Origin of the sequence: Sulfurimonas sp. RIFOXYD2_FULL_34_21 (assembly GCF_001830805.1) — a bacterium.
Lineage (GTDB): Bacteria > Campylobacterota > Campylobacteria > Campylobacterales > Sulfurimonadaceae > Sulfurimonas.
Window position 1 is genome coordinate 279714 of sequence record NZ_MICH01000011.1, and the last position, 21054, is coordinate 300767.

Genomic DNA, 21054 nt, shown 5'->3' on the forward strand with positions numbered 1-21054 from the left:
TATGCAACTAATTTTAATATTTGTATTTGTAACCGCTTTGCTTGTTAGTTGGTATAGAGGTATGTCGTTTTGGATAATTTCCGCTCTTATGATAGGCGTTATAGCCGTTTGTTTTACACCGACTTTGGTTTTTTGGATGATATATATTCCGCTTAATCTTGTTTTGCTTATTCCTTTGTTGAGGATTGTGATCATATCATCGCCTTTACTTTTAGCTGTTAAAAAATTACGTCTTATGCCGAGCATATCAGATACCGAAAAAATTGCTCTTCGTGCAGGGGATGTCTGGATAGAGGGAGATTTTTTCTCCGGTTCTCCCGATTTTGAAAAAATACTCAGTGAATCATACCCGAAATTAACGGATGAGGAGAAGGAGTTTTTAGATACAAAAGTCGAGCGTGTTTGTGAGATAACAAATGATTTTAAGGTTTTTGCACAAAGAGATTTGAGTCCTGAAGTTTGGCAATATCTAAAAGATAACAAATTTTTTGGAATGATTATTCCAAAAGAGTATGGAGGACTTGGTTTCTCTGCATTGGCACACTCTGCCGTTATACAAAAACAGGCATCATGTTCTCAAGTTCTCTCTATTACTACCATGGTTCCAAACTCGCTTGGACCTGCAGAGTTGATTCTTCATTACGGCACGCAAAAACAAAAAGATTACTATCTTCCTCGCCTTGCCGACGGTAGAGAAATACCGTGTTTTGCGCTTACCGAACCGCTTGCAGGAAGTGATGCTACTTCTATCTCCTCAAGCGGAGAGCTATTCGAGCAAAACGGCGAGATATTTATAAAACTCAATTTTAATAAGCGCTATATTACTTTGGGAGCAGTTGCAACCGTTATCGGTTTGGCATTTGTGTTAAGAGACCCCAAAGAGCTGCTTAAAAAAGGCAAAGAGCTTGGAATTACATGTGCTCTTATAGATGCCAAACTAGAGGGTGTAGTTCAAGGAAAACGCCACGATCCGCTGAATATTCCGTTTATAAACTCTCCAATTAGCGGTAAAGACGTGATAATAAAGATAGATGATGTTATAGGAGGGATAAACGGAGTATCTAAAGGTTGGCAGATGCTGATGGAGTCACTCTCCGTCGGGCGCGGGATATCGCTTCCTTCGGTAAGCTGCGGCGGAGTCAAACTCTCTGCCGCGGTCGCAGGTGCATATTCGAGCGTGCGAGAGCAATTTGGGTTGTCTATCTCAAAGTTTGAGGGTATTGAAGATGTTTTGGCAAGACTTGCCGCTAATGCTTACATGTTAGATGCGGCAAGAATTTTTACGCTTGGAGCAATAGATGGCGGTAAAAAACCCTCAGTAATTAATGCGGTTATGAAATATCACTCAACGGAGATGTTTAGACGCTCTATTAACGATGCTATGGATATAGTAGGCGGTGCAGGAATATCTTTAGGAGAGAGAAATCTTTTAGGACATGCATATATGGGAGCACCTATAGCCATTACGGTCGAGGGTGCAAATATTATGACTCGTACGCTAATTTTATACGGACAAGGTGTTATACGATGTCATCCTCACGTTTATAGTGAAATAACGGCTGTTGAATCAGGAGACGTAAAAGCATTTGATAGAGCATTTTTTTCACATGTAGGATTGACTCTTAGAAATATGCTTAAGATGACACTGCTGAGTTTAACAAGAGGTTATCTGCATAAATCAACTTCTAGCGGAGTCGGATGTTATTATGAGAAAAAACTTGCGTGGAGCAGTGCTACTTTTGCCTTTTTATCCGATTTTATCATGGCATATTACGGCGGAAGTCTAAAACAAAGAGAAAAAATTACGGGGCGTTTCGGGGATATACTCTCTAGCATGTATCTTCTAAGTGCTACTCTTCGCCGCTACAAAGCGGATGCGGACAAAGCCGATGATATTTTTATCAGCTATATCGGCGATTGGCAGTTAAGAATTATGCAAAATGCCTATAATGAAATAGCGGCTAATCTCTTTACAAATCCACTAGTAAACTTTTTGTTTAAACCGGTTAAATGGTATATGACTATTAATTCGCTTGGGCGAGGTGTCAGTGATAAACTATCTCGTGATTTGGCTCATAGTATCGCTTCAAGAGGCGAGATAAGAGATAGGTTGATAGATGGAATCTATTACTCAAAAAGATATCAAGAGATTGAAGATGCTATGAGATTGAATGAAGAGTCGGCAGGTATAGTACAAAAAATAAAAAATGCTATCAAAAACGCTAAACTTCCAAAGCAGAGTGTTTACTCACTTATAGATGAGGCACTCAAAACAGGCATAATTACTGCGGATGAGAAAAATCTATTAGAGAGAGCAAAAGATGCTAAAGAAGCGGTAGTTCAAGTTGATGGTTTTATGATTGATGAGTATTTAAAAAGAGAAATATAAAGGTCTGTTATGGGAAATAAAATGTATGAAGCTTCTCAATTTGTCTTAAGCATAGTAGAAAAAATTATGGCAAACTCAATCACTTTTAGCGGTGAGAAAAATCTAAATACAAATGCCCCGACTCTCTTTGTCGCTAACCATTTTACAAGAATAGAAACTTTTTTACTGCCTTATGTTATTTATAAAAAACTAGGCTTTAAAGTGCGTTCATTGGCGGATCATACTATCTTTACAACCGCAACGATAGATTATTTAAATGCAGTCGGTACGGTATCTACAAAAGATAGATATAGAAATGAGAAAATATTGGGGGATTTGCTTACAGGACGTGATAATTGGCTGATTTATCCTGAAGGATTTATGATAAAGAGTAAAAAAGTGCTTCTATCCAAAGATACCTTTATGGTGGAAAATCCAAAAGGGCTTCACGATATTTTTACCGGTTCGGCAGTTTTAGCGCTTAAAAGTGAGCTTGAAAAAAGCAGATATTTTGAAGCAAATAACCGTTTCGATGTTGAAGCTATAAGAGAGTTTAAAGAGAACTATTTTATTGACGAAAAAGAGGAACTCTCATATAACAATACGCTGATTATCCCGATAAACGTATCTTATTTTCCTATAAGAAAAGGACAAAACAGTATTTCTAACTTTGCTCATAAATATATAGACGCAAAAGGAGAATCCGTAGAAGAGGAGATTGATATAGAGAGCAATCTGCTTCTAAACTCTCAAGTACATGTACACTTTTCAAAGCCTATTGACGTTAAAGCTTTTTTATTTCATATAAAACGGGATTTAAAGAAAGATAATTTAGAGATTAATGAGGAGAGTGTTATTGAGCGAGGCAGAGTAGCTTTGACTAATATGATGATGAATGAGGTATATAAAAATATTCTAATTACTTTTGACCATCTTTTTGGACTCTGTTTGGAGTACATGTTAAATGATGAGTTTAGCATTAGAGAGTTAAAAGCAAAAATATATCTTCTCTCAAGAGAACTTGAGAGGTTGGCGATATATCATCTTGATAGCTCTTTGGATGCAAGTTTATGCAAATTATTAAATGATGAGCCAAATGTACTGTTTGATAATATTTTCAAAGTGGCGCTAGAACAGAATATTATCGTTGCCGATAGTGATAAATATACTATAAATAGGGATAATTTTAAAAATGAGCATACATTTCATACTATAAGAGTTAAAAATATTCTTCGTGTTTTAATAAACGAGACGATAATACTGCATGAGCTTCACGAGTGTGCAAAACACAATGTTCAAAAAGATATGCATATAGTTTATAAAGAGGTTTTTTATATTATTTACAATCGTGATACGGCACAGTTCAATCATGACTATAATAAGTTTTATTCGGTTTTTGACACTAAGCCTAAGGAGATAGGAAAACCCTTTATTTTGTATGATGAAAAAAACACTACGGGATGTGTTTTATCTCACGGTTACAAGTCTGCGTCACGCGAGGTAGAACCTTTGGCTGAGTATCTTTTTGCAAACGGAATTAATGTATATGCCATAAGATTAAAAGGGCACGGAACTATGCCCGAAGATTTAAGAGATACAACTTATAAGGAGTGGTATGACTCATTTGATATAGGTTACACGGCACTATCTTGTGTAAGCAAAAAGATATTTTTATGCGGTTTTTCAACAGGTGGTTTAATAGCTCTTTTAAAAGCAGCTAACTCAACAAGAAAAATAAACGGAGTGGTCTGCATAAACAGTGCTATATCGCTTGATGATATACATGCAAATTATATTTCGCCTAATCATAATGTAATTGATAGTTTTTTATCGCTGTTTGATTCTGAATATGACATGTATGAGAGTGAACCTGAATACCCTGAGATAAGCTATAAAAAACACTATACTTCATCAATAGGGGAGTGGAAAGAGTTAATTGACGCTACAGAAAAAAAATTAAAGGATATCTCTATACCTTCTCTTATAATTCAAGCAGATAAAGACCCTATAGTTAATCCAAAGAGTGCTGATTTAATTTATGATAGAGTCGGCTCAACTCAAAAAGAGAAGTATTTAGTAAACAGTAGTAAGCATGTTGTCATTTTAGATGACAGTGTGAATCAGGAAGTTTTTGAAAAAATCACAGAGTTCATAAAATCTAACTAGTAATTTCTTCTAATATCCATGACCACTCTCCATATCCGCTTGAAGCATTAATATGTCCTGCATTTTCCATGATTTTCATAGGGATATTGAGCATTTTTTGAAGCGATATCGCTTCTTCTTTCTTCATATAATTGTCATTTGTAGAAGTAATAAGCAATGATGCTTTGGCATATAGATTTTTCGGTACTTCACAAGGGTAAAAACTCTTTAGTTCATCCATATCGCATTTTAAACTAGGCGGAGCTACAAGGTAGAGCTTTTCTACTACATGTAGTTTAAATTGATTACAAACATGAAACCATAGAATATTTGCTAAAGAGTGGCAAATAACAATATCAGGTTTAAAATCCTCTAACTCTTTAATTAATTGCTCCATCCATGCATCTTTATTAGGAGAATTGAAATCTGGTAGTTTTGGAAAACTTACACATCCATAATCTTTCGCAACTTCCGCCGATAACCAGCTCTGCCAGTGAGGGAAATCGCTTCCGCCTAAGCCGTGTAAAACTAAAACCCTTTTTTTCACTATATGCTCCTATTAAAATCTGTAAAAAGTATAGCAAATATAATAAAAGAACAAGATAAGCTAAAGAAGCCTATAATCAAAAACGAAAAACTATTTTAACTTGAGGCGACAGTTTGCAAAAGAGAAGTATTAAAACTATAACGGTAACTCGCTTACTGCAAGTATTTATTGTCTCCACACTGGTTATTATCTCTATAATACTCTTAAGCTACAGAGCTTTTTTTCAGTTTATCGTAGAAAATAAAATTCATTCAATTGCAGAAATCATACAAGCAGGTCTCACGTCACATATGAAAGCCGGCATAATGGACAAACGCGGATATTTTTTAGATGAAATCTCATCTGTTCATGATATAAAAACTATTAAAATAATCCGCGCCGATGCTGTTATAAAAGAGTATGGCGAGGCTACTTTATCTGAGAAAAAACTAGATGATAATATTAGAGCTATTTTAGAAAAAAAAGAGGTTTATACAAGCTGGAACGACAGGCTCGGTAAGGTTAAATCTATTGTTCCATACATTGCAAATACAGAATGTCTGCAGTGTCATCGTGTAAAAGACGGTAGTGTTTTGGGTGCGGTAGAAATAGGCATGGATATTGATTCATATCAGAAATTTGTACTAAAAAACAGTTATATGATTGTTACGGCTCTACTTCTATTTGCTTTGATTGTTGTTTTTAATATGTTCCATGTAATAGAGCGTTATATCAGCAAACCTCTCTTAAGTATTATTGATGAAGCAAGGATGGCATATTTTTCGCATAAAAATATAGACAGTAAAAAATATGAGAGCAAAGAGTTTGAAGATGTTGCATCAAGCGTAAATAAATTTAACAAAACAGTTATAGAAAAAGAGAATGAACTAAAAGAGAAAAATATAGAGTTGGAGCTTTTAAACGAAGAGATAGAATTGACTCTAAAAGAGACAATGCTTGCAGTAGGGCAGATAGAGGAGATTCGCTCGAATTCTACAAGAATGCATACTAAACGCGTTGCTGTACTTAGCAGGATGCTTGCAAAAGAGTATGGTTTAAGCGATGAACAACTTAAGCTTATAGAGATAGCATCGCCTCTTCATGATATAGGAAAAATAGGGATTGCGGATGCTATTTTGAATAAGCCGGGAAAATTAACGCAAGAAGAGTATGAAAATATGAAAGAACATGCACTTTTTGGATACGGTATATTAAAAAATTCAAAACGTGAGATACTAAAAATTGCTGCTATTATCGCATATGAACATCATGAAAGATATGACGGAACAGGCTACCCGCAAGGGTTAAAAGGAGAAGATATTAGCATATATGCACGTATTGTTGCTATTATTGATGTTTTTGATGCTCTTTTGTCTAAACGAGTATATAAAGAAGAGTGGTCGATAGCTGATACTGTTGTTGTTTTTAAAGATGAGAGAGGCAAACATTTTGACCCTAAGTTAGTAGATATATTGTTAAAAAATATAGATAAATACGTAGAAGCGCTTAAAAGTTTATCGTAGTATAGTTTGTGTTATTTTTTCAAGTATGATTTTGTTATAAAAAATAGCATAAGCCCCCATAAAACAATGCTGCTTAGTATCTCTAAAATACCCGATTCTTCATGTGTGTGAATTAAAGACTTTACATCGATGCTGTTAATGTCAAATATATAATCAAGCCCTAGACCAAAAATAATACTTCCCAGAATTATACTTGATAAGTAGATATACAGAGATTTTGTACCTAACATTTTTTTAACTACACCTATAGTAACAGTGTTTGTGGCAGGACCGGCACTTAAAAATACAAAAGCAGCACCCGCACTAACTCCGCTTAACATAAGTGCCGCGGCAATAGGTAGTGAAGCGGTTGCACAAACATACATCGGTACGGCTATAATGATAGCAATAAAGTATGATATCCAAGCGTTGTCTGTTAAAATAGTGCTTAAATTTTGAGGTATGGCTATCGTTATCAATGCGCCTAAAATCAAACCCCAAAAAAGAGGTTTTGCTATATCTTCAAGCAAATCCACAAAAGCATAATGCAGAGCTTTGGTTAATGAGAATTTTGTTTTTTTATTATCTGTAGAACATGACTCCGATGAGCAACAGCAGTGGGTTTCTTCTTCTGTAAGTTTTATATCTTTTTGAACTATATCTTTATCAAAAATATTTGTTAATATTCCGGCAACCATGGCAATTATCATAGAGGTTACGACTCTGTAAATCGTAAAAATCCATCCAAACATGCCAAATGTAGCAAGGATAGAATCGACTCCGGTTATGGGTGTAGAGATAAGAAAAGAGAGAGTAGAGCCTTTGCTCGCTCCGCTTTTTTTGATGCTTGAGGCAAGAGGTATTACGCCGCATGAACATACCGGAAGAGGGATACCAAAAACGGTTGCTTTGATAACTGAACTTATGTTCTCGCGACCAAGATGCTTTGTAACAAGTGATTCGGATACCAGCTCATGCAAAATACCCGCAAACAACAAACCTAAGAGAATATACAAAGACATGGCATTGCTAAGTTCAAGCAGTGCTATAAAAAAAAGAGTGATAAGTTCCATTTGTTTTCCTTACATATTTCTAATTTCGTAAGAAATTAAGCTTTAGTGGCAGAGCGACCTTAGCAAAGTAAAAGGAACGAGTTCCTTTTACACACTAGCAGTGTTTGCGGCAATGGCGTTTGAAATCCTAAGGATAGTTTCATCTTTGCCGATAATCGCCATGACGCTATCAAGTCCCGGGCCGCTCATTTTTCCTAAAAGTGCAACGCGTAGAGGTTGACCTATTTTCCCAAAGCCTATTGCCATCTCGTTAACTACTTCTTGCATAAGATGATGATAATCGCTTGGCAGATGAAGTTCATCTGATGATATTACTTTTTCTTTAAAAGCATTTAAAATCTCTATCGCATCTGCTTTAAATGACTTCTCAACCGCTTTTTCATCATAAGACAGCGGAGCCAAAATTATTTCATTTACAAGTGTTGCCATCTCTTTTAATGTTTTTGCACGTTCTTTAAGAGCATCGAGTAAAATCTCTTTTTTATCATGTGAAGTCAGAACCAAACCGTACTGCTCAAGTAGTTTTGCAAGAGCGTTATTTGGGCTATTTTTTATGTAGTGAGAGTTTAGCCAGTCAAGTTTTTCGGTATTGTAAATCGATGCAGATTTATTTATGTCTTTTGGATTGAAAAGTTCTCTCATCTCATCCATTGAAAAAATTTCCTGATCCCCGTGACTCCAGCCAAGACGTACTAAAAAGTTTAGCAGAGCTTCGGGAGTGTAGCCCATTTCTTTGTAAGCCATAACATCCGTTGCACCGTCACGTTTGCTAAGTTTTTTGCCCTCAGAGTTATGAATCATAGGTACATGATAAAACTTAGGCACTTCAAATCCCAAAGCCTCGTAAACAACAATCTGCTTAGGTGTATTTGAGAGATGGTCGTCTCCGCGGATAACTTCCGTTACTCCCATTAAATGATCATCAATCGCCACGACAAAGTTATATGTAGGCGAACCGTCTCCTCTAGCTATTACAAAGTCGTCAAGTATGTCTTCTGCTTTAAAAGTTATATCGCCTTTTACGCCGTCTCTAACGATTATATCGCCGCTAAGAGGTGCTTTTATACGGATAACACACTCTGCGTCATCAGGCATTTCTCCTTCAAAATCACGATATTTGCCGTTATATTTGGTACGTTCTTTATTTGCCATTTGAGTTTCACGAAGTTCTGCAAGTTCCTCTTTTGACATGTAACATTTGTAGGCTTTCTTTTCGTCTAAAAGTTGTTTGATGTAGATTGCGTAAATATCGTCTCTTTGTGATTGGTAGGTTATCTCTCCATCATGTTCAAGACCCAGCCACTCAAAAGCTTTCAGTATTGCCGCTGCAGCCTCCTGCGAGTTTCTAGCTTTATCGGTGTCTTCAATACGAAGAAGAAATTTGCCGCCGTTTTTTCTAGCCCAAAGATATGAAAAAAGAGCAGTTCTTAAGCCGCCGATATGTAGATAGCCCGTAGGACTTGGTGCGAAACGAGTGACAATCATAAAAAGCCTTTATAAAATAGTTGTCGAATTTTAGGCTATCATTTGTTAAAAGCGGGTAAAATACTATTTTTAATTTATAGGAAAAACAGATGTATAAAATATTTTTATCCCTTATTCTCGGTACCTTGCTTAGTGCAGAGTTGATTAACGGCGTTAGCGTCGTGGTAAAGGGAGAAGTCATAACTCTTTACGATATCAAAGAAGAGATGCGAAAAACAAATGCAAGTGCTAATATAGCAACAGATATTTTAATAAGAAAAAAGCTTGAAGTTGCAGAGATAAACGAGAGAAAAATAAGTGTCTCAAATAGTGATGTTTATGATGAAATCAAAAAAACGGCATCTTTGAACAAAATGGATATAAACGAGTTTTATGAAGTTGTTAGAAACTCTAGCGGACTAAATTCTGCAGAGTTTAAAGAGAAAACAAAAGAGAGACTTTTGTCTCAAAAGTTGTATGCGGCAATAGCCTACTCCTCTATGGAGCCTTCCAGTGATGATGAAACAAAAGAGTATTATGAGCTGCACAAAGCAGAATTTCTACATCCGAGTGCATTTAAAGTAGTAATCTATACCTCAAGAAACAAAGAGGCACTTGAAAAAAAAATAACAAATCCTATATTTTACTCACTAGATATTAAAAAAGATGAGCAGACTCTTCCTTATGATAAAATTTCTCCAGAATTAGCAGAGCTTTTGGAAAAAACAGCGCCAAACAGCTTTACTTCGATTTTCTCTGAAGGAAAGGGTTTTTATACGACTTTTTACCTAAAACAGACATATAGTAATGAAAAAACAGACTACAATAGTTTAAAAGAGCAGATAACAAATCTTCTAATGGCTCAAAAAAGAGAGCAGGTTTTAAGCGATTATTTTGCAAGACTAAGAAATAACGCAGATATCCAAATTATAAGAGATGCCCAGTAGAGATGCTAAGTGATAAAAATTTTATAAATATAGCACAAGAGTTAGCTACCGCTTCAAAGTGTGTCTCAAAACAAGTAGGCGCAGTTATTGTAAAAGACGGAAGAATATTAAGTACCGGCTATAACGGCACACCTGCCGGATATATAAACTGCCGTGAACATTGGGACGGCGAATATACATCCAATCATCATGAGTGGTCAAAAACTTATGAAATACATGCAGAGATGAATGCAATAATCTGGGCGGCAAGAAAAGGAATCTGTATCGAAGATGCCACGATATACGTAACTCTTGAGCCTTGCAGTGAATGTAGCAAAAATATCATAGCAAGCGGAATAAAGAGAATCGTATATCTTAAACCATACGAACACAACCACTCCGCTATCATCTCAAAATTTATCAAAGATAACGGCGTAAGCATTGAACAACTTGGAGAATAAAAATGAGCGAAGATAAAGATTTAAAAGCTGAAATAGGAAAACATCTTATGCAGCCTGAAAATTACGGCAAGCTTGAAGATGCGGATTGTATCGGAGTCGGTATAGACCATGCGACAAAAAGTTATGTGATTATGTATATCAAAAGAGACGAGAAGTCTATAGTCGATGTAAAATTCGGTACAAACGGAACTCAAGATACTACTACTTTAGGCTCTCTTTTTACCGAGATGATAAAAGGCGATGAGATAAAGAGTGCTCTTGAAACTACTGCAAACCTAGAAAAAAATTTACATGATAGTTATGCGGCTATACCTGTACCGAAAGTCGATACGTCAAAGCCCGAAGGCGAGCAGGTTGAGAGAGTTTCAACCGAGCATCAAGACAGTGCAAATATGGTTCTTACTGCCTTTAGAGCGGCAATGCGTCACTATGATAGAAAACAAGGCGGTATAGAAGAGGAGCAGTTTGAACTGAGCATATCAAAGACATGCCCATACTCTACTACCGAATGTCATTTTGTTCAAAAAGCTTCTAAAGAGGCTTAAGAGTTTATAAACTCTTCTTTTGTTCTCATAAGCTCTCTTGGCTCAATTTTAAGCATTTTGGGTTGTGCCATATTGTAATTTTATTCATTTTTAAATCCTGATTTTTTTAAATTTGTCAATTAACTTGATAAAGACAATTTGTATGGTTGCTATTTTACAATATAATCTAAAAATTAAAAACCAATTAAAGAAGATAACATTATAGATATAGTTTTATATATACACATATTGGCTGCAACAGCATGGATAGGCGGTACCTTGCTACTGTTTTTACTTGGAATATTTTTAAAAGGCAAAGAGGCTCAAGCTCAAACTTATGAGCATTTAGGACCGCTTTACGGTTATTTTGAGAGCGTATGGCTTGCAGTTCTTTTGGCTACGGGTTCTTTTATGTTTTTTCATTTTAACCTAATTGATGTATTGACACTTGATATCAATGAATCTCGGTTGGGATACATGATGAGTCATAAACTTTTTTATGTCGGTGCAATTACAATTTTAACCATTATTCATATGAAAATAGCATTTAAAACACATAAACAAGAACGCTCAATAATACAAAAAATAGTATCGCGCGGAAGTTCTTTAATGATATTTTTTTTAAATCTAGCAATACTATGGTTTGCTATGCAGCTAAGACAAATCCTCTCTTAAGAGCTACATAAATTTTTTAATGATAAAGTAGATTTGACATCCAATACAAAAACTAAAAAGCGCTTCTAAGAGAGCACAAATGACAAGAATTGCTATAAGTGTTGCCGCAGTTAGTGAAAATCCTAAAACAGATGCACTTAGTGCACAAAAAACAAGAATCAGTCCAAGTTTTGAAGCAAATCCCTTCGGCCCTGCATCGACTTCGCGTTTGTTAAGTTTTAAAACCTTTGTAGCAAGTATGCTTATGTAAAAAAGCGGACTTATTTTATGGCAGTTAAATACGCGAACAAAAAAATCGTACAAAAGTAGGAATAGAACAAAGATTTGCGAACTTGCTATAAATATTATTCCGAGTGCAGATATAAATCCTGCTAAAATTCTTAAGACGTTCTCATCAACTTTTTTAAATACGACAGGACATGATTTCATTATACTCCAAAATTTTTGATATCTCTTTTTCGCAATTATACTGCCATCTTGAAAAAAACAGAGTACAATTAAAAAAAGAATTTTGTTTTATAGTATAAAGGTTACTTATGATATATGAACTTTCAAACCCTCTTACAAAAACACTCGTAACTCATCTTAGGGATTATAGTAGCGATGCACTTCGTTTTAGACATACCGTTGAAGAAATTACAAAACAGCTTATGTATGAAGCTCTTAAAAACTCTGAATTAGTTCAAAAAAGCATTACTACATGGAGAGGAAAAGAGAGCTTTAATGTTATTGACGAAGATAATATAGTCGTTGCAACGGTTCTTAGAGCAGGTATGCCGATGTTAGATAGCGCGGTTGACCTTTTAGTCGGAGCGTCGGCTGGTTTTTTGGGAATGAAGAGAGATGAAGTAACGCATAAAAGCGTTTTGTATTACGACAGATTGCCTGATTGCAAAGGTAAAACCGTTATTTTGGTTGATCCGATGGTTGCAACCGGAGGCTCAATGGTTGATGCTATAGAGCTTATTAAACAAAGAGAGCCGTCAAAGATAATCACATTAAACATAATAGGCTCACCGCAAGGGCTTGAAGTCGTAAGTTCTACTTATGCGGATATTGATATATACATAGCGCAGATAGATGAGAAATTAAACAGCGACAAATTTATAATACCAGGGCTTGGCGATGCAGGAGACCGTTCATACAACACGCTAAAACGTTCTTGAACCCTTAATGTTTATTTTATATTGTATAGTTTAAAAATCTATTTTTATATTCTGCAAGCTTAAGTATATTTATGTCAAAAAGCTCTTTTATGCTATCTTGCATATCTCCAAAAAATAGATTAATAACAGGGTGATCAACCTGTTTGTCCACAATTTTAAGCTCATCTTCGAGTGCTACTAAAATATCTAGTATTTTTATATTTTCTGGATCTTTTGCAAGAACGTAACCACCTTTTGCACCGCGTATGCTCTTTACGATTCCGGCACGTCTTAGTTTTCCTAACAGCTGCTCAAGATAGTTTTGCGGAATATTTGCATTTTGAGCAATATCTTTAATATGCATCGGAGAATCATCTTTGTGTTTGGTAAGTTCGCATATTGCAGCCAAACCGTAAGACCCCTTGGTTGATAAAAGCGACATTATAAATCCTTTGTAAAACTATTCTATAAAAGAGAGTATACACTAATCATATAAATAATGTAAAGTAATTTACTTGTAATTAGAAATATTTTATTAAAAGACAAAAAGCCTAGATTTTGGGGCTTATTAAGTATCTTGATTAAATCAGTATAGATAAACACGACGAAATCACTTGACATTATAAAAATAACTCATTATACTTCGCTCAACTAATTAAAAAGAGGAGAGAAGATGTCACAGATAAAACATCAAATAGAAAATGAAGTAGATGAAAATCAGACGAAAATAGATGCCGCATTGGTTGTTGTTTTAATGTGCGCATACTTGTTTAGCACGAATGAGCAGGTTATTTATATATTGATTTATGACTTGCTAGTGCGAATATATATGACACCTTTTTTAAGTCCTATTTACATAATATCTTTGATATTAGTAAATCTTATTGAATTCAAAAAAAGGGTTGCAGATACAAGAGCAAAAGAGTTTGCCTTACATGTAGGTTTGACAATGCTTTTGGTAGCACTTTTTACAGAGCTTGTTTTTCAAAGCAGCGTCGCACTTTTACTTTTTGTTTCATTTACCGTATGGAAGATTTTTGAAGCACTTAAAGATATCTGTTTTGCATGCAGGTTTTATGAGATGCTTGCAAGAAATAAAATAGAGGTGGAATCATTATGAAATATGCAAAAGACGTCACGGAACTTATAGGCAATACGCCTTTGATAAAGTTAAAGATAGCAAACGAGTATGCCATGATATTGGGTAAATGTGAGTTTATGAACCCTACACACTCCGTTAAAGACAGAATCGGAAAAAATATGATTGAGACGGCACTAAAAGAGGGGCTGATAAATGAAAATAGCACGATTATCGAGCCAACAAGCGGAAACACCGGCATCGCGCTTGCAAGCGTATGTGCAAGTTTAGGTTTAAAGCTTATTTTAACCATGCCTGATTCCATGAGCATGGAGAGAAGAACACTTTTGAAAGCACTAGGTGCTAAGCTTGTTTTAACAGACAGCAATGAGGGAATGTTAGGTGCAGTCAGAAAAGCTAAAGAGCTTAGTGCCGCTACAAATAACAGTTTTATTTTGCAACAGTTCTCAAACCCTTCAAACCCTGATGTGCACAGAAAAACTACGGCTCTTGAGATACTAAAAGATACCGAGGGGAAAATTGACATACTAATTGCAGGTGTTGGAACAGGCGGAACTATAACAGGAATAGGAGAGATTCTAAAAGCTCACAATCCAGATATAGAAATAATTGCAGTTGAACCGCTAAATTCGCAGGTACTTTGCGGCAAAGAGGCGGGAGCGCATGAGATTCAAGGGATTGGGGCAGGATTTGTTCCTGATGTTTTAAATACAAAAATATACGGCGAGATAATAGCAGTAAGCAATGAAGATGCGATAAATACCTCAAGGTATCTTGCAAAAGAAGAGGGTTTGCTTGTCGGAATATCGTCGGGCGCTAACGTATTTGCCGCAACTAAAGTGGCTAAGAGACCTAATAATAGGTTTAAAACAATAGTAACGATTCTATGTGATACTGCAGAGAGGTATTTGAGTTGTGGATTGTATGAGAGTGAAGGATAAATTTTATGCAAGAAAAAGCATACAGATCGATAGTAAAGACAATTTCATGGAGGACGCTAGGAACTCTGGATACGATGGTCATATCGTACATAATAACGGGAAGTCTTACAATGGCGGCATCAATAGGTTCCATCGAACTTTTTACAAAAATGGTTTTGTATTATTACCATGAAAGAGCATGGAATAAAACAGATTTCGGAAGACACAAGCTTGGTGTAAACGATTATCATATATAGCAAGGATAAGTTATGAAAGAGACAATAAAAAAATTAAACGAAAAATTTAAAGATACTTCGCTTGAAGAGCTTCTGGAGTATTTTTTAAAAGAGTATAGGGGACGTATTGCACTATCTTCAAGTTTTGGTTCTGAAGATCAGGTTTTAACAGACACGATTTGCAAACTTGACAAAAAAGCTAAAATATTTACATTAGATACGGGAAGACTTCCACAATCAACATATGATGTGATGGAAAGAACAAATTTAAAATACAATACAAAAATAAAGGTCTATTTTCCAAAGAGCAGCGATGTTGAAAAGCTCTACAAGAAACAGGGAATTAACGGTTTTTACGAGTCGATTGAAAATAGAAAAGAGTGTTGTTATGTTAGAAAAATAGCACCTCTAAAAAGAGCCCTAAAAGGTGTTGATTTATGGATTACAGGTTTAAGAGCCCAGCAGAGCCCAACAAGGGAAGATATGTATCTTTGCGAGTGGGATGAGGGAAATAATCTTATCAAGCTCAATCCTCTTATTTTATGGAGCGAACAAGAAGTTTGGGATTACATCAAAAAAAATAAAGTTCCTTACAACGCTCTGCACGACAAAGGCTACCCTAGCATTGGGTGTGCGCCCTGCAGTAGAGCCGTAAAAGATGGCGAGGATATAAGAAGCGGAAGATGGTGGTGGGAAAACCCAGAGCATAAAGAGTGCGGACTGCATAAACAATAAGTTATAAAAAGGAGACAAAACAGTGTTAGATACAAAAAGATTGACACATTTAAAACAGCTTGAAGCTGAATCGATTCATATATTAAGAGAGGTAGTTGCAGAGTTTGACAATCCGGTAATGATGTACTCGGTAGGAAAAGATTCTGCCGTGATGTTACACCTTGCGATTAAGGCTTTTTTCCCGGCAAAACTCCCATTTCCTCTTCTACATGTAGATACTAAATGGAAGTTCAAGGAGATGATAGAGTTTCGTGATAAAAGGGCAAAAGAGGAGGGTTTTGAGCTTCTTGTTCATACCAATCCCGAGGGAATAGAGAAAAATATAAATCCTTTTGTTCACGGTTCGGCGGTTCATACCGACATTATGAAAACCGAAGGGCTGAAGCAGGCGTTAAACAAATACAAGTTTGACGCTGTATTTGGCGGAGCTAGACGCGATGAAGAGAAGTCCAGAGCAAAAGAGAGAATCTACTCTTTTAGAGATAAAAACCATAGATGGGACCCGAAAAATCAGCGACCTGAATTGTGGAATTTGTATAACTCAAGAGTCCATAAAGACGAGAGTATAAGGGTTTTCCCACTTTCAAACTGGACGGAGCTTGATATTTGGCAGTATATATACTTAGAGAGTATTCCTATTGTTCCTCTTTATTTTGCAAAAAAAAGACCAATCGTTGAAAAAGACGGAGTCAAGATAATGGTGGACGATGAGAGAATGCCGATTGAAGAGGGCGAAGAGATAAAAGAAGAGAGTGTTCGCTTTAGAACTCTTGGTTGTTATCCTCTAACTGGAGCGGTTGAGTCAAATGCAACGACTCTGCCAGAGATTATTCAAGAGATGCTTTTGACAAAAACAAGCGAGAGGCAAGGACGAGTCATAGATAATGATTCAACGGGTTCAATGGAGAAGAAAAAAATAGAGGGGTATTTTTAACATGTCGGTATTAGAGACAAAAATAGCAACGGATATAGAGAGTTATTTAAGGGAGCATGAGAATAAAGAGCTTTTGAGATTTATTACATGTGGAAGTGTTGATGATGGCAAAAGCACGCTAATAGGAAGACTTTTGCATGACTCAAAGATGATTTTTGAAGATCAGCTAGCAGCCATAAAAAAAGATAGCAAAAAAAGCGGCACAACTGAGGGAGAGTTTGACCTCTCGCTGCTTGTTGACGGTCTTCAGAGTGAGCGTGAACAGGGTATTACCATAGATGTTGCGTACAGATATTTTACAACCGATAAGCGGAAATTTATCATTGCCGACACACCGGGGCATGAACAGTACACAAGAAATATGGCGACAGGTGCGAGCACGGCAGATTTGGCGATAATTCTAATAGATGCAAGATATGGCATACAGACGCAGACAAAAAGGCACTCTTTTATAGCAAAACTGCTTGGAATTAAACACATAGTTGTTGCTGTAAATAAGATGGACTTAGTCGATTTTAGTCAAGATGTCTATGAGAAGATATCAAGAGATTATCTCTCTTTTGCAAAAGAGATTAGGCTTAGTGATGATATTACGCTTATACCGCTCTCGGCGCTAAATGGCGATAATGTTGTTGAGAGAAGCCAAAAATCTCCTTGGTATAAAGGCGAGACACTTTTGCATCTGCTAGAAAATATAGAGATAGGAAACGACAGAGATTTAGTTCACTTTAGACTGAGTGTGCAGTATGTAAACAGACCAAATCTCAATTTTAGAGGCTTTTGCGGAACTATCTCTTCGGGCATTGTAAGTGTCGGAGATAATATTACTGTTTTGCCTTCAAAAAAGAGCTCAAAGGTAAAAGAGATAGTGACTTATGATGGACACTTAAATTACGCATACGCACAACAGGCAGTTACTATAACTTTGGAAGATGAGATAGATATAAGCAGGGGCGATATCATAGTAAAAAGCGATGAACAACCAGATATCAACGACGCTTTTGATGTTAATATAGTCTGGATGAGTGAAGAACCTCTGGTAAAACATAAACAGTATTTTATAAAAAGAGCTTCGTCTTTGAGTGTCGGAAGGATAGATAAATTTTACTACAAAACAGATGTAAACACGCTAGAACAACAAGGTGCAGAAGTGCTTAATCTAAACGAGATAGGACATGCAAAACTTGAGCTTCAGAGTACTTTTGCTTATGATTCGTACAGTAAAAACAAATCAATGGGAAGTTTTATCATCATAGACAGAGTAACAAATAATACGCTTGGAGCTGGAATGATTGTGCAAAAATCGCAAGATAGTAGGACGTCTTTTGAATTTTGTGAATTTGAAGTTGAGTTAAATGCACTGGTGAGAAAACATTTTCCTCATTGGCAAAGCAGAGAGATTTTTTAGGAAAGAAAATGGCAAAAGAGACAAAAGCTCAAAGAGCTGAGCGGATAAAAAAAGAGAAAGAACCTCAAGAGGTGTTAAACGATATATACCGTTATGCACAGACAAAAAAAAAGATAGATCAAGAAGATATAGATCGTTTTAAATGGTATGGACTTTATACGCAAAACAGAAATCTTCAAGATAAAGAAGATTCTACGCTTTATTTTATGCTTCGCGTAAAGCTTATGCAAGGTAAGCTTGATATTAAGCAACTAGAGACGATAGCAGAGATTTCAAAAGTGTATGCAAGAGGTACGGCAGAGTTTACGACAAGGCAGGACATACAGTTTCACTTTATAAAAATTGCAGATTTGCCGGAAATATTCGCATCTTTGCAAAATGTGGGGTTGAGTACATATTTTGCGGCAGGAGACGTTCCAAGAAATGTGGTTACATGTGCCCTAAACGGAATTGATAGTGAGCAGATATATGATGTAAACGCAATTGTCCAAAACGTAAACAGATATTTTGAGACAGATAAAGAGCTATCTAATCTTCCAAGAAAATATAAAGTCGGTATTAGTGGATGCTCTAAGCATTGTATTTCACATGAGATACAGGATTTGAGTTTTAACGCAAGAGAGACCGAGGACGGTGAAGTATTTTTTGACGTGAGCGTAGGAGGCGGGCTCGCTTCAAACAAGCGTATAGCTTCTTATATAGGATATGTAAGACCAGTACATGTTTTGGCGGTTGTTAAAGCCGTGACAAATATCTACAGAGTTTATGCAAACAGAGACAATAGAAATAAGGCAAGACTCGGACATCTTTTAGATTTGTTTGGGGTTGAAAAATTTGTTGAAGTTTTGCATGAAAACATTGATTTTGTTATAAAAAAGAGTGAAGAACCGATTTGTACGCCGCATGAAAAAAGAGGGCATCTGGGTATTCATAAAAGTATCTCTGATGAAGATAGCTATATAGGATGTGTTAGCAAAGGAGCAAAACTGGGGGCGGATAAGCTTTTTGGACTTGTAAAAATCATGAAAAAGTATAACGCTTCTAGCATAAAAGCGAGTGTTTCACAAAATTTTGTTATAACGGATGTAGATAGTAAAAATGCATCCAAAATGTCAGATGCGCTTGAAGAGATTGGGATTTTGGCAAATCCATCTTCATTTAGGGCAAAAAAACTCTCATGTACGGGAGTTGATTTTTGTAAATTTGCGATTGTTGAGACAAAAGCTTTAGCTGATGCTCTTGTAGAGCATTTAGAAGAGAAGTTTGCTGATTTTAATGAACCAATATCAATTAGCGTAAACGGATGCCCAAACTCATGTGCACATCCACATATTGTAGATATTGGACTTATGGGGTGTAAAGTCGAAACAGAAGATGGAATCCGCACGGGATTTGAGCTTATTTTAGGAGGTCGTCTTTGTGGCGAGAAAAGTAGTTTTGGCAAGAAAAGCGGTATAAAATTTACTCCAGATAGAGCAAAGAGCGTAGTAGAGGGAATTATCAAAGAGTATATTTTAAGTTCTCATAGAAATTTTCATGATTATGCTTTGGAAAAAACAGATGGCTAAAAATATATTTCGTCCTATTTTACTATGCAGAGGCGATGTAAAAGAGGAGCTTGGCATATACACGATAGGTCTGCATAAAAAAAACTATTTTGATTACACCGCTTCAGGTCTTGCCTATGAAATTATAGAAGATAGAATCTTGGAAGTTTTACAAACTTACGCTAATACGCACTCAAAAGAGGCTGGTATGGCGGCTACGACCGGTAAGTATTACGAGAAAGCAAGAGAGAAGCTTTATGAAAATCTAGAAATAGACGATAACTTTGTTATTATTCCAAACGGATGCGGAGCAACGGCGGCTATTAAACGTTTTCAAGAGCTTGTCGGAATATATATTCCTCCGGCGACGGCAAAAAGATATAAAATAGATGTAAAAAAAGATGATATGCCTCTTGTCATTGTAGGACCATACGAGCACCACTCAAATGAGATAAGTTACAGAGAGGCTTTTTGCGATGTGGTAAGAATAGGACTTGACAAGGATGGGCTTATAGACTTTGCTGAGTTTGAAGAGCTTTTAAGGGAGAATTCACATAGAGAATTAATAGGCTCTTTTTGCATAGCTTCAAATGTAACAGGCATTATAACTCCATATAAAAAGATATCAAAACTTTTAAGAAAATACGGTGCTATAGTATGTTTTGACGCTGCGGCATCATCTGCATATATGAATGTTGATTGTACTCTTTATGATGCAATGTTTCTCTCTGCTCATAAACTTTTAGGCGGCCCAGGCTCATGCGGATTATTGATAGTAAGAAAAAACATAATAGACGACACACTGCCTCCTACTTTTGCCGGCGGAGGAACATTTTCGTACGTGAGCAAAACAACACATACCTACGACACTGATTTACATGTAAGAGAAGAAGCAGGGACACCAGGTATTTTGCAGTTTATTAGAGCTTCTTTGGCATATCAGCTAAGAAACGAGATAGGTTTTGACTTTATTAAAAAAGAGAAAGATAAATTATTAAAGTTTTTTTTAGACGAGCTTCAAAAGATACCAAACTGTGAAATATACGGAAATAAAAGAGAGAAAAATATAGGTATAGTCTCGTTTAATATCGGGAATTTAGATCCATACGATTTATGCAAAGCACTCTCATCAAGATACGGTATTGAGACACGGGCTGGATGTTCGTGTGCAGGTCCTTACGGGCATGATTTACTTGGACTTAAAGATCAGCTTGTTCTTGGAGAAAAACCTGGCTGGATTAGGATAGGTATGCATTTTACTCAGAAAAAATCAGATATTCAAAATCTTCTTGAGGCGATAAAAAAAGGGGTTAAAACTCTTGAAAATTAAGTCTTCTTAAATTGGTACAACTGTACAATCACAAGT

Annotated in this window: 21 protein-coding genes; 16 read left to right on the forward strand and 5 right to left on the reverse strand. The window is 36.1% G+C overall.

The window, feature by feature from the left end; translation table 11 throughout:
• Position 1 precedes the first annotated feature (1 nt).
• Together A2530_RS08945 and A2530_RS08950 are read left to right on the forward strand one after the other, a co-directional pair.
• A complete protein-coding gene (locus A2530_RS08945; protein ID WP_294882950.1) occupies positions 2 to 2389 on the forward strand; it encodes an acyl-CoA dehydrogenase in 2388 nt (795 codons plus the stop codon).
• Positions 2390 to 2398: 9 nt separating this feature from the next.
• Positions 2399 to 4534, forward strand: a complete 2136-nt coding sequence (locus A2530_RS08950; RefSeq protein WP_294882947.1) for an alpha/beta fold hydrolase — start codon at positions 2399 to 2401, stop codon at positions 4532 to 4534.
• Here A2530_RS08950 and A2530_RS08955 read toward each other — a convergent pair.
• Positions 4527 to 5060, reverse strand: a complete 534-nt coding sequence (locus tag A2530_RS08955; RefSeq protein ID WP_294882945.1) for an alpha/beta hydrolase — start codon at positions 5058 to 5060, stop codon at positions 4527 to 4529. The genes A2530_RS08950 and A2530_RS08955 overlap by 8 nt on opposite strands.
• 113 nt (positions 5061 to 5173) lie before the next feature.
• Between A2530_RS08955 and A2530_RS08960 the strand changes: the two genes are divergently transcribed.
• Positions 5174 to 6562 (forward strand): HD domain-containing phosphohydrolase, encoded by a 1389-nt coding sequence (locus A2530_RS08960; RefSeq protein ID WP_294882941.1) that lies wholly within the window; start codon positions 5174 to 5176, stop codon positions 6560 to 6562.
• Positions 6563 to 6573: 11 nt separating this feature from the next.
• On the opposite strand, the gene A2530_RS08965 is transcribed toward A2530_RS08960, so the two are convergent.
• Both A2530_RS08965 and gltX read right to left on the reverse strand, forming a co-directional pair.
• A complete protein-coding gene (locus A2530_RS08965; protein WP_294882938.1) occupies positions 6574 to 7614 on the reverse strand; it encodes an SO_0444 family Cu/Zn efflux transporter in 1041 nt (346 codons plus the stop codon).
• An 87-nt stretch (positions 7615 to 7701) separates the two neighbouring features.
• A complete protein-coding gene (gltX, locus tag A2530_RS08970) occupies positions 7702 to 9099 on the reverse strand; it encodes a glutamate--tRNA ligase (RefSeq protein ID WP_294882935.1) in 1398 nt (465 codons plus the stop codon).
• Positions 9100 to 9188: 89 nt separating this feature from the next.
• Between gltX and A2530_RS08975 the strand changes: the two genes are divergently transcribed.
• The 4 genes from A2530_RS08975 to A2530_RS08990 all read left to right on the forward strand — a co-directional run bounded on the left by A2530_RS08975 (position 9189) and on the right by A2530_RS08990 (position 11664).
• The gene (locus A2530_RS08975; protein ID WP_294882932.1) at positions 9189 to 10025 is read left to right on the forward strand and encodes a SurA N-terminal domain-containing protein; all 837 of its coding nucleotides are present in this window, start codon (positions 9189 to 9191) and stop codon (positions 10023 to 10025) included.
• Between the two features lie 2 nt (positions 10026 to 10027).
• Entirely contained in the window at positions 10028 to 10465 is a 438-nt protein-coding gene (locus A2530_RS08980; protein ID WP_294882929.1) for a dCMP deaminase family protein, read from the forward strand.
• A 2-nt stretch (positions 10466 to 10467) separates the two neighbouring features.
• Positions 10468 to 11010, forward strand: coding sequence for an iron-sulfur cluster assembly scaffold protein (locus A2530_RS08985; RefSeq protein WP_294882926.1), 543 nt, complete (start codon positions 10468 to 10470; stop codon positions 11008 to 11010).
• Between the two features lie 258 nt (positions 11011 to 11268).
• Positions 11269 to 11664: a hypothetical protein gene (locus A2530_RS08990; RefSeq protein ID WP_294882923.1), complete on the forward strand. Its 396-nt coding sequence runs from the start codon at positions 11269 to 11271 to the stop codon at positions 11662 to 11664.
• Positions 11665 to 11667: 3 nt separating this feature from the next.
• On the opposite strand, the gene A2530_RS08995 is transcribed toward A2530_RS08990, so the two are convergent.
• Positions 11668 to 12093 (reverse strand): DUF4395 domain-containing protein, encoded by a 426-nt coding sequence (locus A2530_RS08995; RefSeq protein WP_294882920.1) that lies wholly within the window; start codon positions 12091 to 12093, stop codon positions 11668 to 11670.
• Positions 12094 to 12200: 107 nt separating this feature from the next.
• Between A2530_RS08995 and upp the strand changes: the two genes are divergently transcribed.
• Positions 12201 to 12830, forward strand: a complete 630-nt coding sequence (upp, locus tag A2530_RS09000) for a uracil phosphoribosyltransferase (RefSeq protein WP_294882917.1) — start codon at positions 12201 to 12203, stop codon at positions 12828 to 12830.
• A gap of 16 nt (positions 12831 to 12846) precedes the next feature.
• Here the strand turns inward: upp and A2530_RS09005 are convergent, their stop codons facing one another.
• Positions 12847 to 13251 carry an Rrf2 family transcriptional regulator gene (locus A2530_RS09005; RefSeq protein ID WP_294882914.1) on the reverse strand — a complete coding sequence of 135 codons (405 nt, stop codon included), beginning with the start codon at positions 13249 to 13251 and terminating at the stop codon, positions 12847 to 12849.
• A gap of 231 nt (positions 13252 to 13482) precedes the next feature.
• On the opposite strand from A2530_RS09005, the gene A2530_RS09010 reads away from it, so the two are divergent.
• From A2530_RS09010 to A2530_RS09045, 8 genes are read left to right on the forward strand one after another with little or no spacing between them, the layout of a single operon-like run.
• A complete protein-coding gene (locus A2530_RS09010) occupies positions 13483 to 13929 on the forward strand; it encodes a DUF4395 domain-containing protein (RefSeq protein ID WP_294882911.1) in 447 nt (148 codons plus the stop codon).
• Positions 13926 to 14849 (forward strand): cysteine synthase A, encoded by a 924-nt coding sequence (cysK, locus tag A2530_RS09015; RefSeq protein ID WP_294882909.1) that lies wholly within the window; start codon positions 13926 to 13928, stop codon positions 14847 to 14849. Before A2530_RS09010 ends, cysK begins: the two co-directional genes overlap by 4 nt.
• Positions 14850 to 14854: 5 nt before the next feature.
• Positions 14855 to 15085 (forward strand): DUF2061 domain-containing protein, encoded by a 231-nt coding sequence (locus A2530_RS09020; protein WP_294882906.1) that lies wholly within the window; start codon positions 14855 to 14857, stop codon positions 15083 to 15085.
• Between the two features lie 12 nt (positions 15086 to 15097).
• Positions 15098 to 15799, forward strand: coding sequence for a phosphoadenylyl-sulfate reductase (locus tag A2530_RS09025; RefSeq protein ID WP_294882903.1), 702 nt, complete (start codon positions 15098 to 15100; stop codon positions 15797 to 15799).
• 22 nt (positions 15800 to 15821) lie between these two features.
• Positions 15822 to 16733 (forward strand): sulfate adenylyltransferase subunit CysD, encoded by a 912-nt coding sequence (gene cysD / locus A2530_RS09030; protein ID WP_294882901.1) that lies wholly within the window; start codon positions 15822 to 15824, stop codon positions 16731 to 16733.
• Position 16734: 1 nt separating this feature from the next.
• Positions 16735 to 18141 carry a sulfate adenylyltransferase subunit CysN gene (gene cysN, locus A2530_RS09035; protein ID WP_294882898.1) on the forward strand — a complete coding sequence of 469 codons (1407 nt, stop codon included), beginning with the start codon at positions 16735 to 16737 and terminating at the stop codon, positions 18139 to 18141.
• Between the two features lie 8 nt (positions 18142 to 18149).
• Positions 18150 to 19709 (forward strand): nitrite/sulfite reductase, encoded by a 1560-nt coding sequence (locus A2530_RS09040; protein WP_294882896.1) that lies wholly within the window; start codon positions 18150 to 18152, stop codon positions 19707 to 19709.
• The gene (locus A2530_RS09045) at positions 19702 to 21018 is read left to right on the forward strand and encodes an aminotransferase class V-fold PLP-dependent enzyme (RefSeq protein ID WP_294882894.1); all 1317 of its coding nucleotides are present in this window, start codon (positions 19702 to 19704) and stop codon (positions 21016 to 21018) included. Before A2530_RS09040 ends, A2530_RS09045 begins: the two co-directional genes overlap by 8 nt.
• Positions 21019 to 21054 lie beyond the last annotated feature (36 nt).

Bases quoted from the DNA above. Each gene is read 5' to 3' on its own strand.
- A2530_RS09025 (WP_294882903.1), top strand. From the start codon at position 15,098: ATGAAAGAGACAATAAAAAAATTAAACGAAAAATTTAAAGATACTTCG.
- cysK (WP_294882909.1), top strand. From the start codon at position 13,926: ATGAAATATGCAAAAGACGTCACGGAACTTATAGGCAATACGCCTTTG.
- A2530_RS08945 (WP_294882950.1), top strand. From the start codon at position 2: ATGCAACTAATTTTAATATTTGTATTTGTAACCGCTTTGCTTGTTAGT.
- A2530_RS08965 (WP_294882938.1), bottom strand. From the start codon at position 7,614: ATGGAACTTATCACTCTTTTTTTTATAGCACTGCTTGAACTTAGCAAT.
- A2530_RS08950 (WP_294882947.1), top strand. From the start codon at position 2,399: ATGGGAAATAAAATGTATGAAGCTTCTCAATTTGTCTTAAGCATAGTA.
- A2530_RS09010 (WP_294882911.1), top strand. From the start codon at position 13,483: ATGTCACAGATAAAACATCAAATAGAAAATGAAGTAGATGAAAATCAG.
- upp (WP_294882917.1), top strand. From the start codon at position 12,201: ATGATATATGAACTTTCAAACCCTCTTACAAAAACACTCGTAACTCAT.
- cysN (WP_294882898.1), top strand. From the start codon at position 16,735: ATGTCGGTATTAGAGACAAAAATAGCAACGGATATAGAGAGTTATTTA.
- A2530_RS09020 (WP_294882906.1), top strand. From the start codon at position 14,855: ATGCAAGAAAAAGCATACAGATCGATAGTAAAGACAATTTCATGGAGG.
- gltX (WP_294882935.1), bottom strand. From the start codon at position 9,099: ATGATTGTCACTCGTTTCGCACCAAGTCCTACGGGCTATCTACATATC.
- A2530_RS08980 (WP_294882929.1), top strand. From the start codon at position 10,028: ATGCTAAGTGATAAAAATTTTATAAATATAGCACAAGAGTTAGCTACC.
- A2530_RS09005 (WP_294882914.1), bottom strand. From the start codon at position 13,251: ATGTCGCTTTTATCAACCAAGGGGTCTTACGGTTTGGCTGCAATATGC.
- A2530_RS09040 (WP_294882896.1), top strand. From the start codon at position 18,150: ATGGCAAAAGAGACAAAAGCTCAAAGAGCTGAGCGGATAAAAAAAGAG.
- A2530_RS08995 (WP_294882920.1), bottom strand. From the start codon at position 12,093: ATGAAATCATGTCCTGTCGTATTTAAAAAAGTTGATGAGAACGTCTTA.
- A2530_RS08975 (WP_294882932.1), top strand. From the start codon at position 9,189: ATGTATAAAATATTTTTATCCCTTATTCTCGGTACCTTGCTTAGTGCA.
- A2530_RS08985 (WP_294882926.1), top strand. From the start codon at position 10,468: ATGAGCGAAGATAAAGATTTAAAAGCTGAAATAGGAAAACATCTTATG.
- A2530_RS09045 (WP_294882894.1), top strand. From the start codon at position 19,702: ATGGCTAAAAATATATTTCGTCCTATTTTACTATGCAGAGGCGATGTA.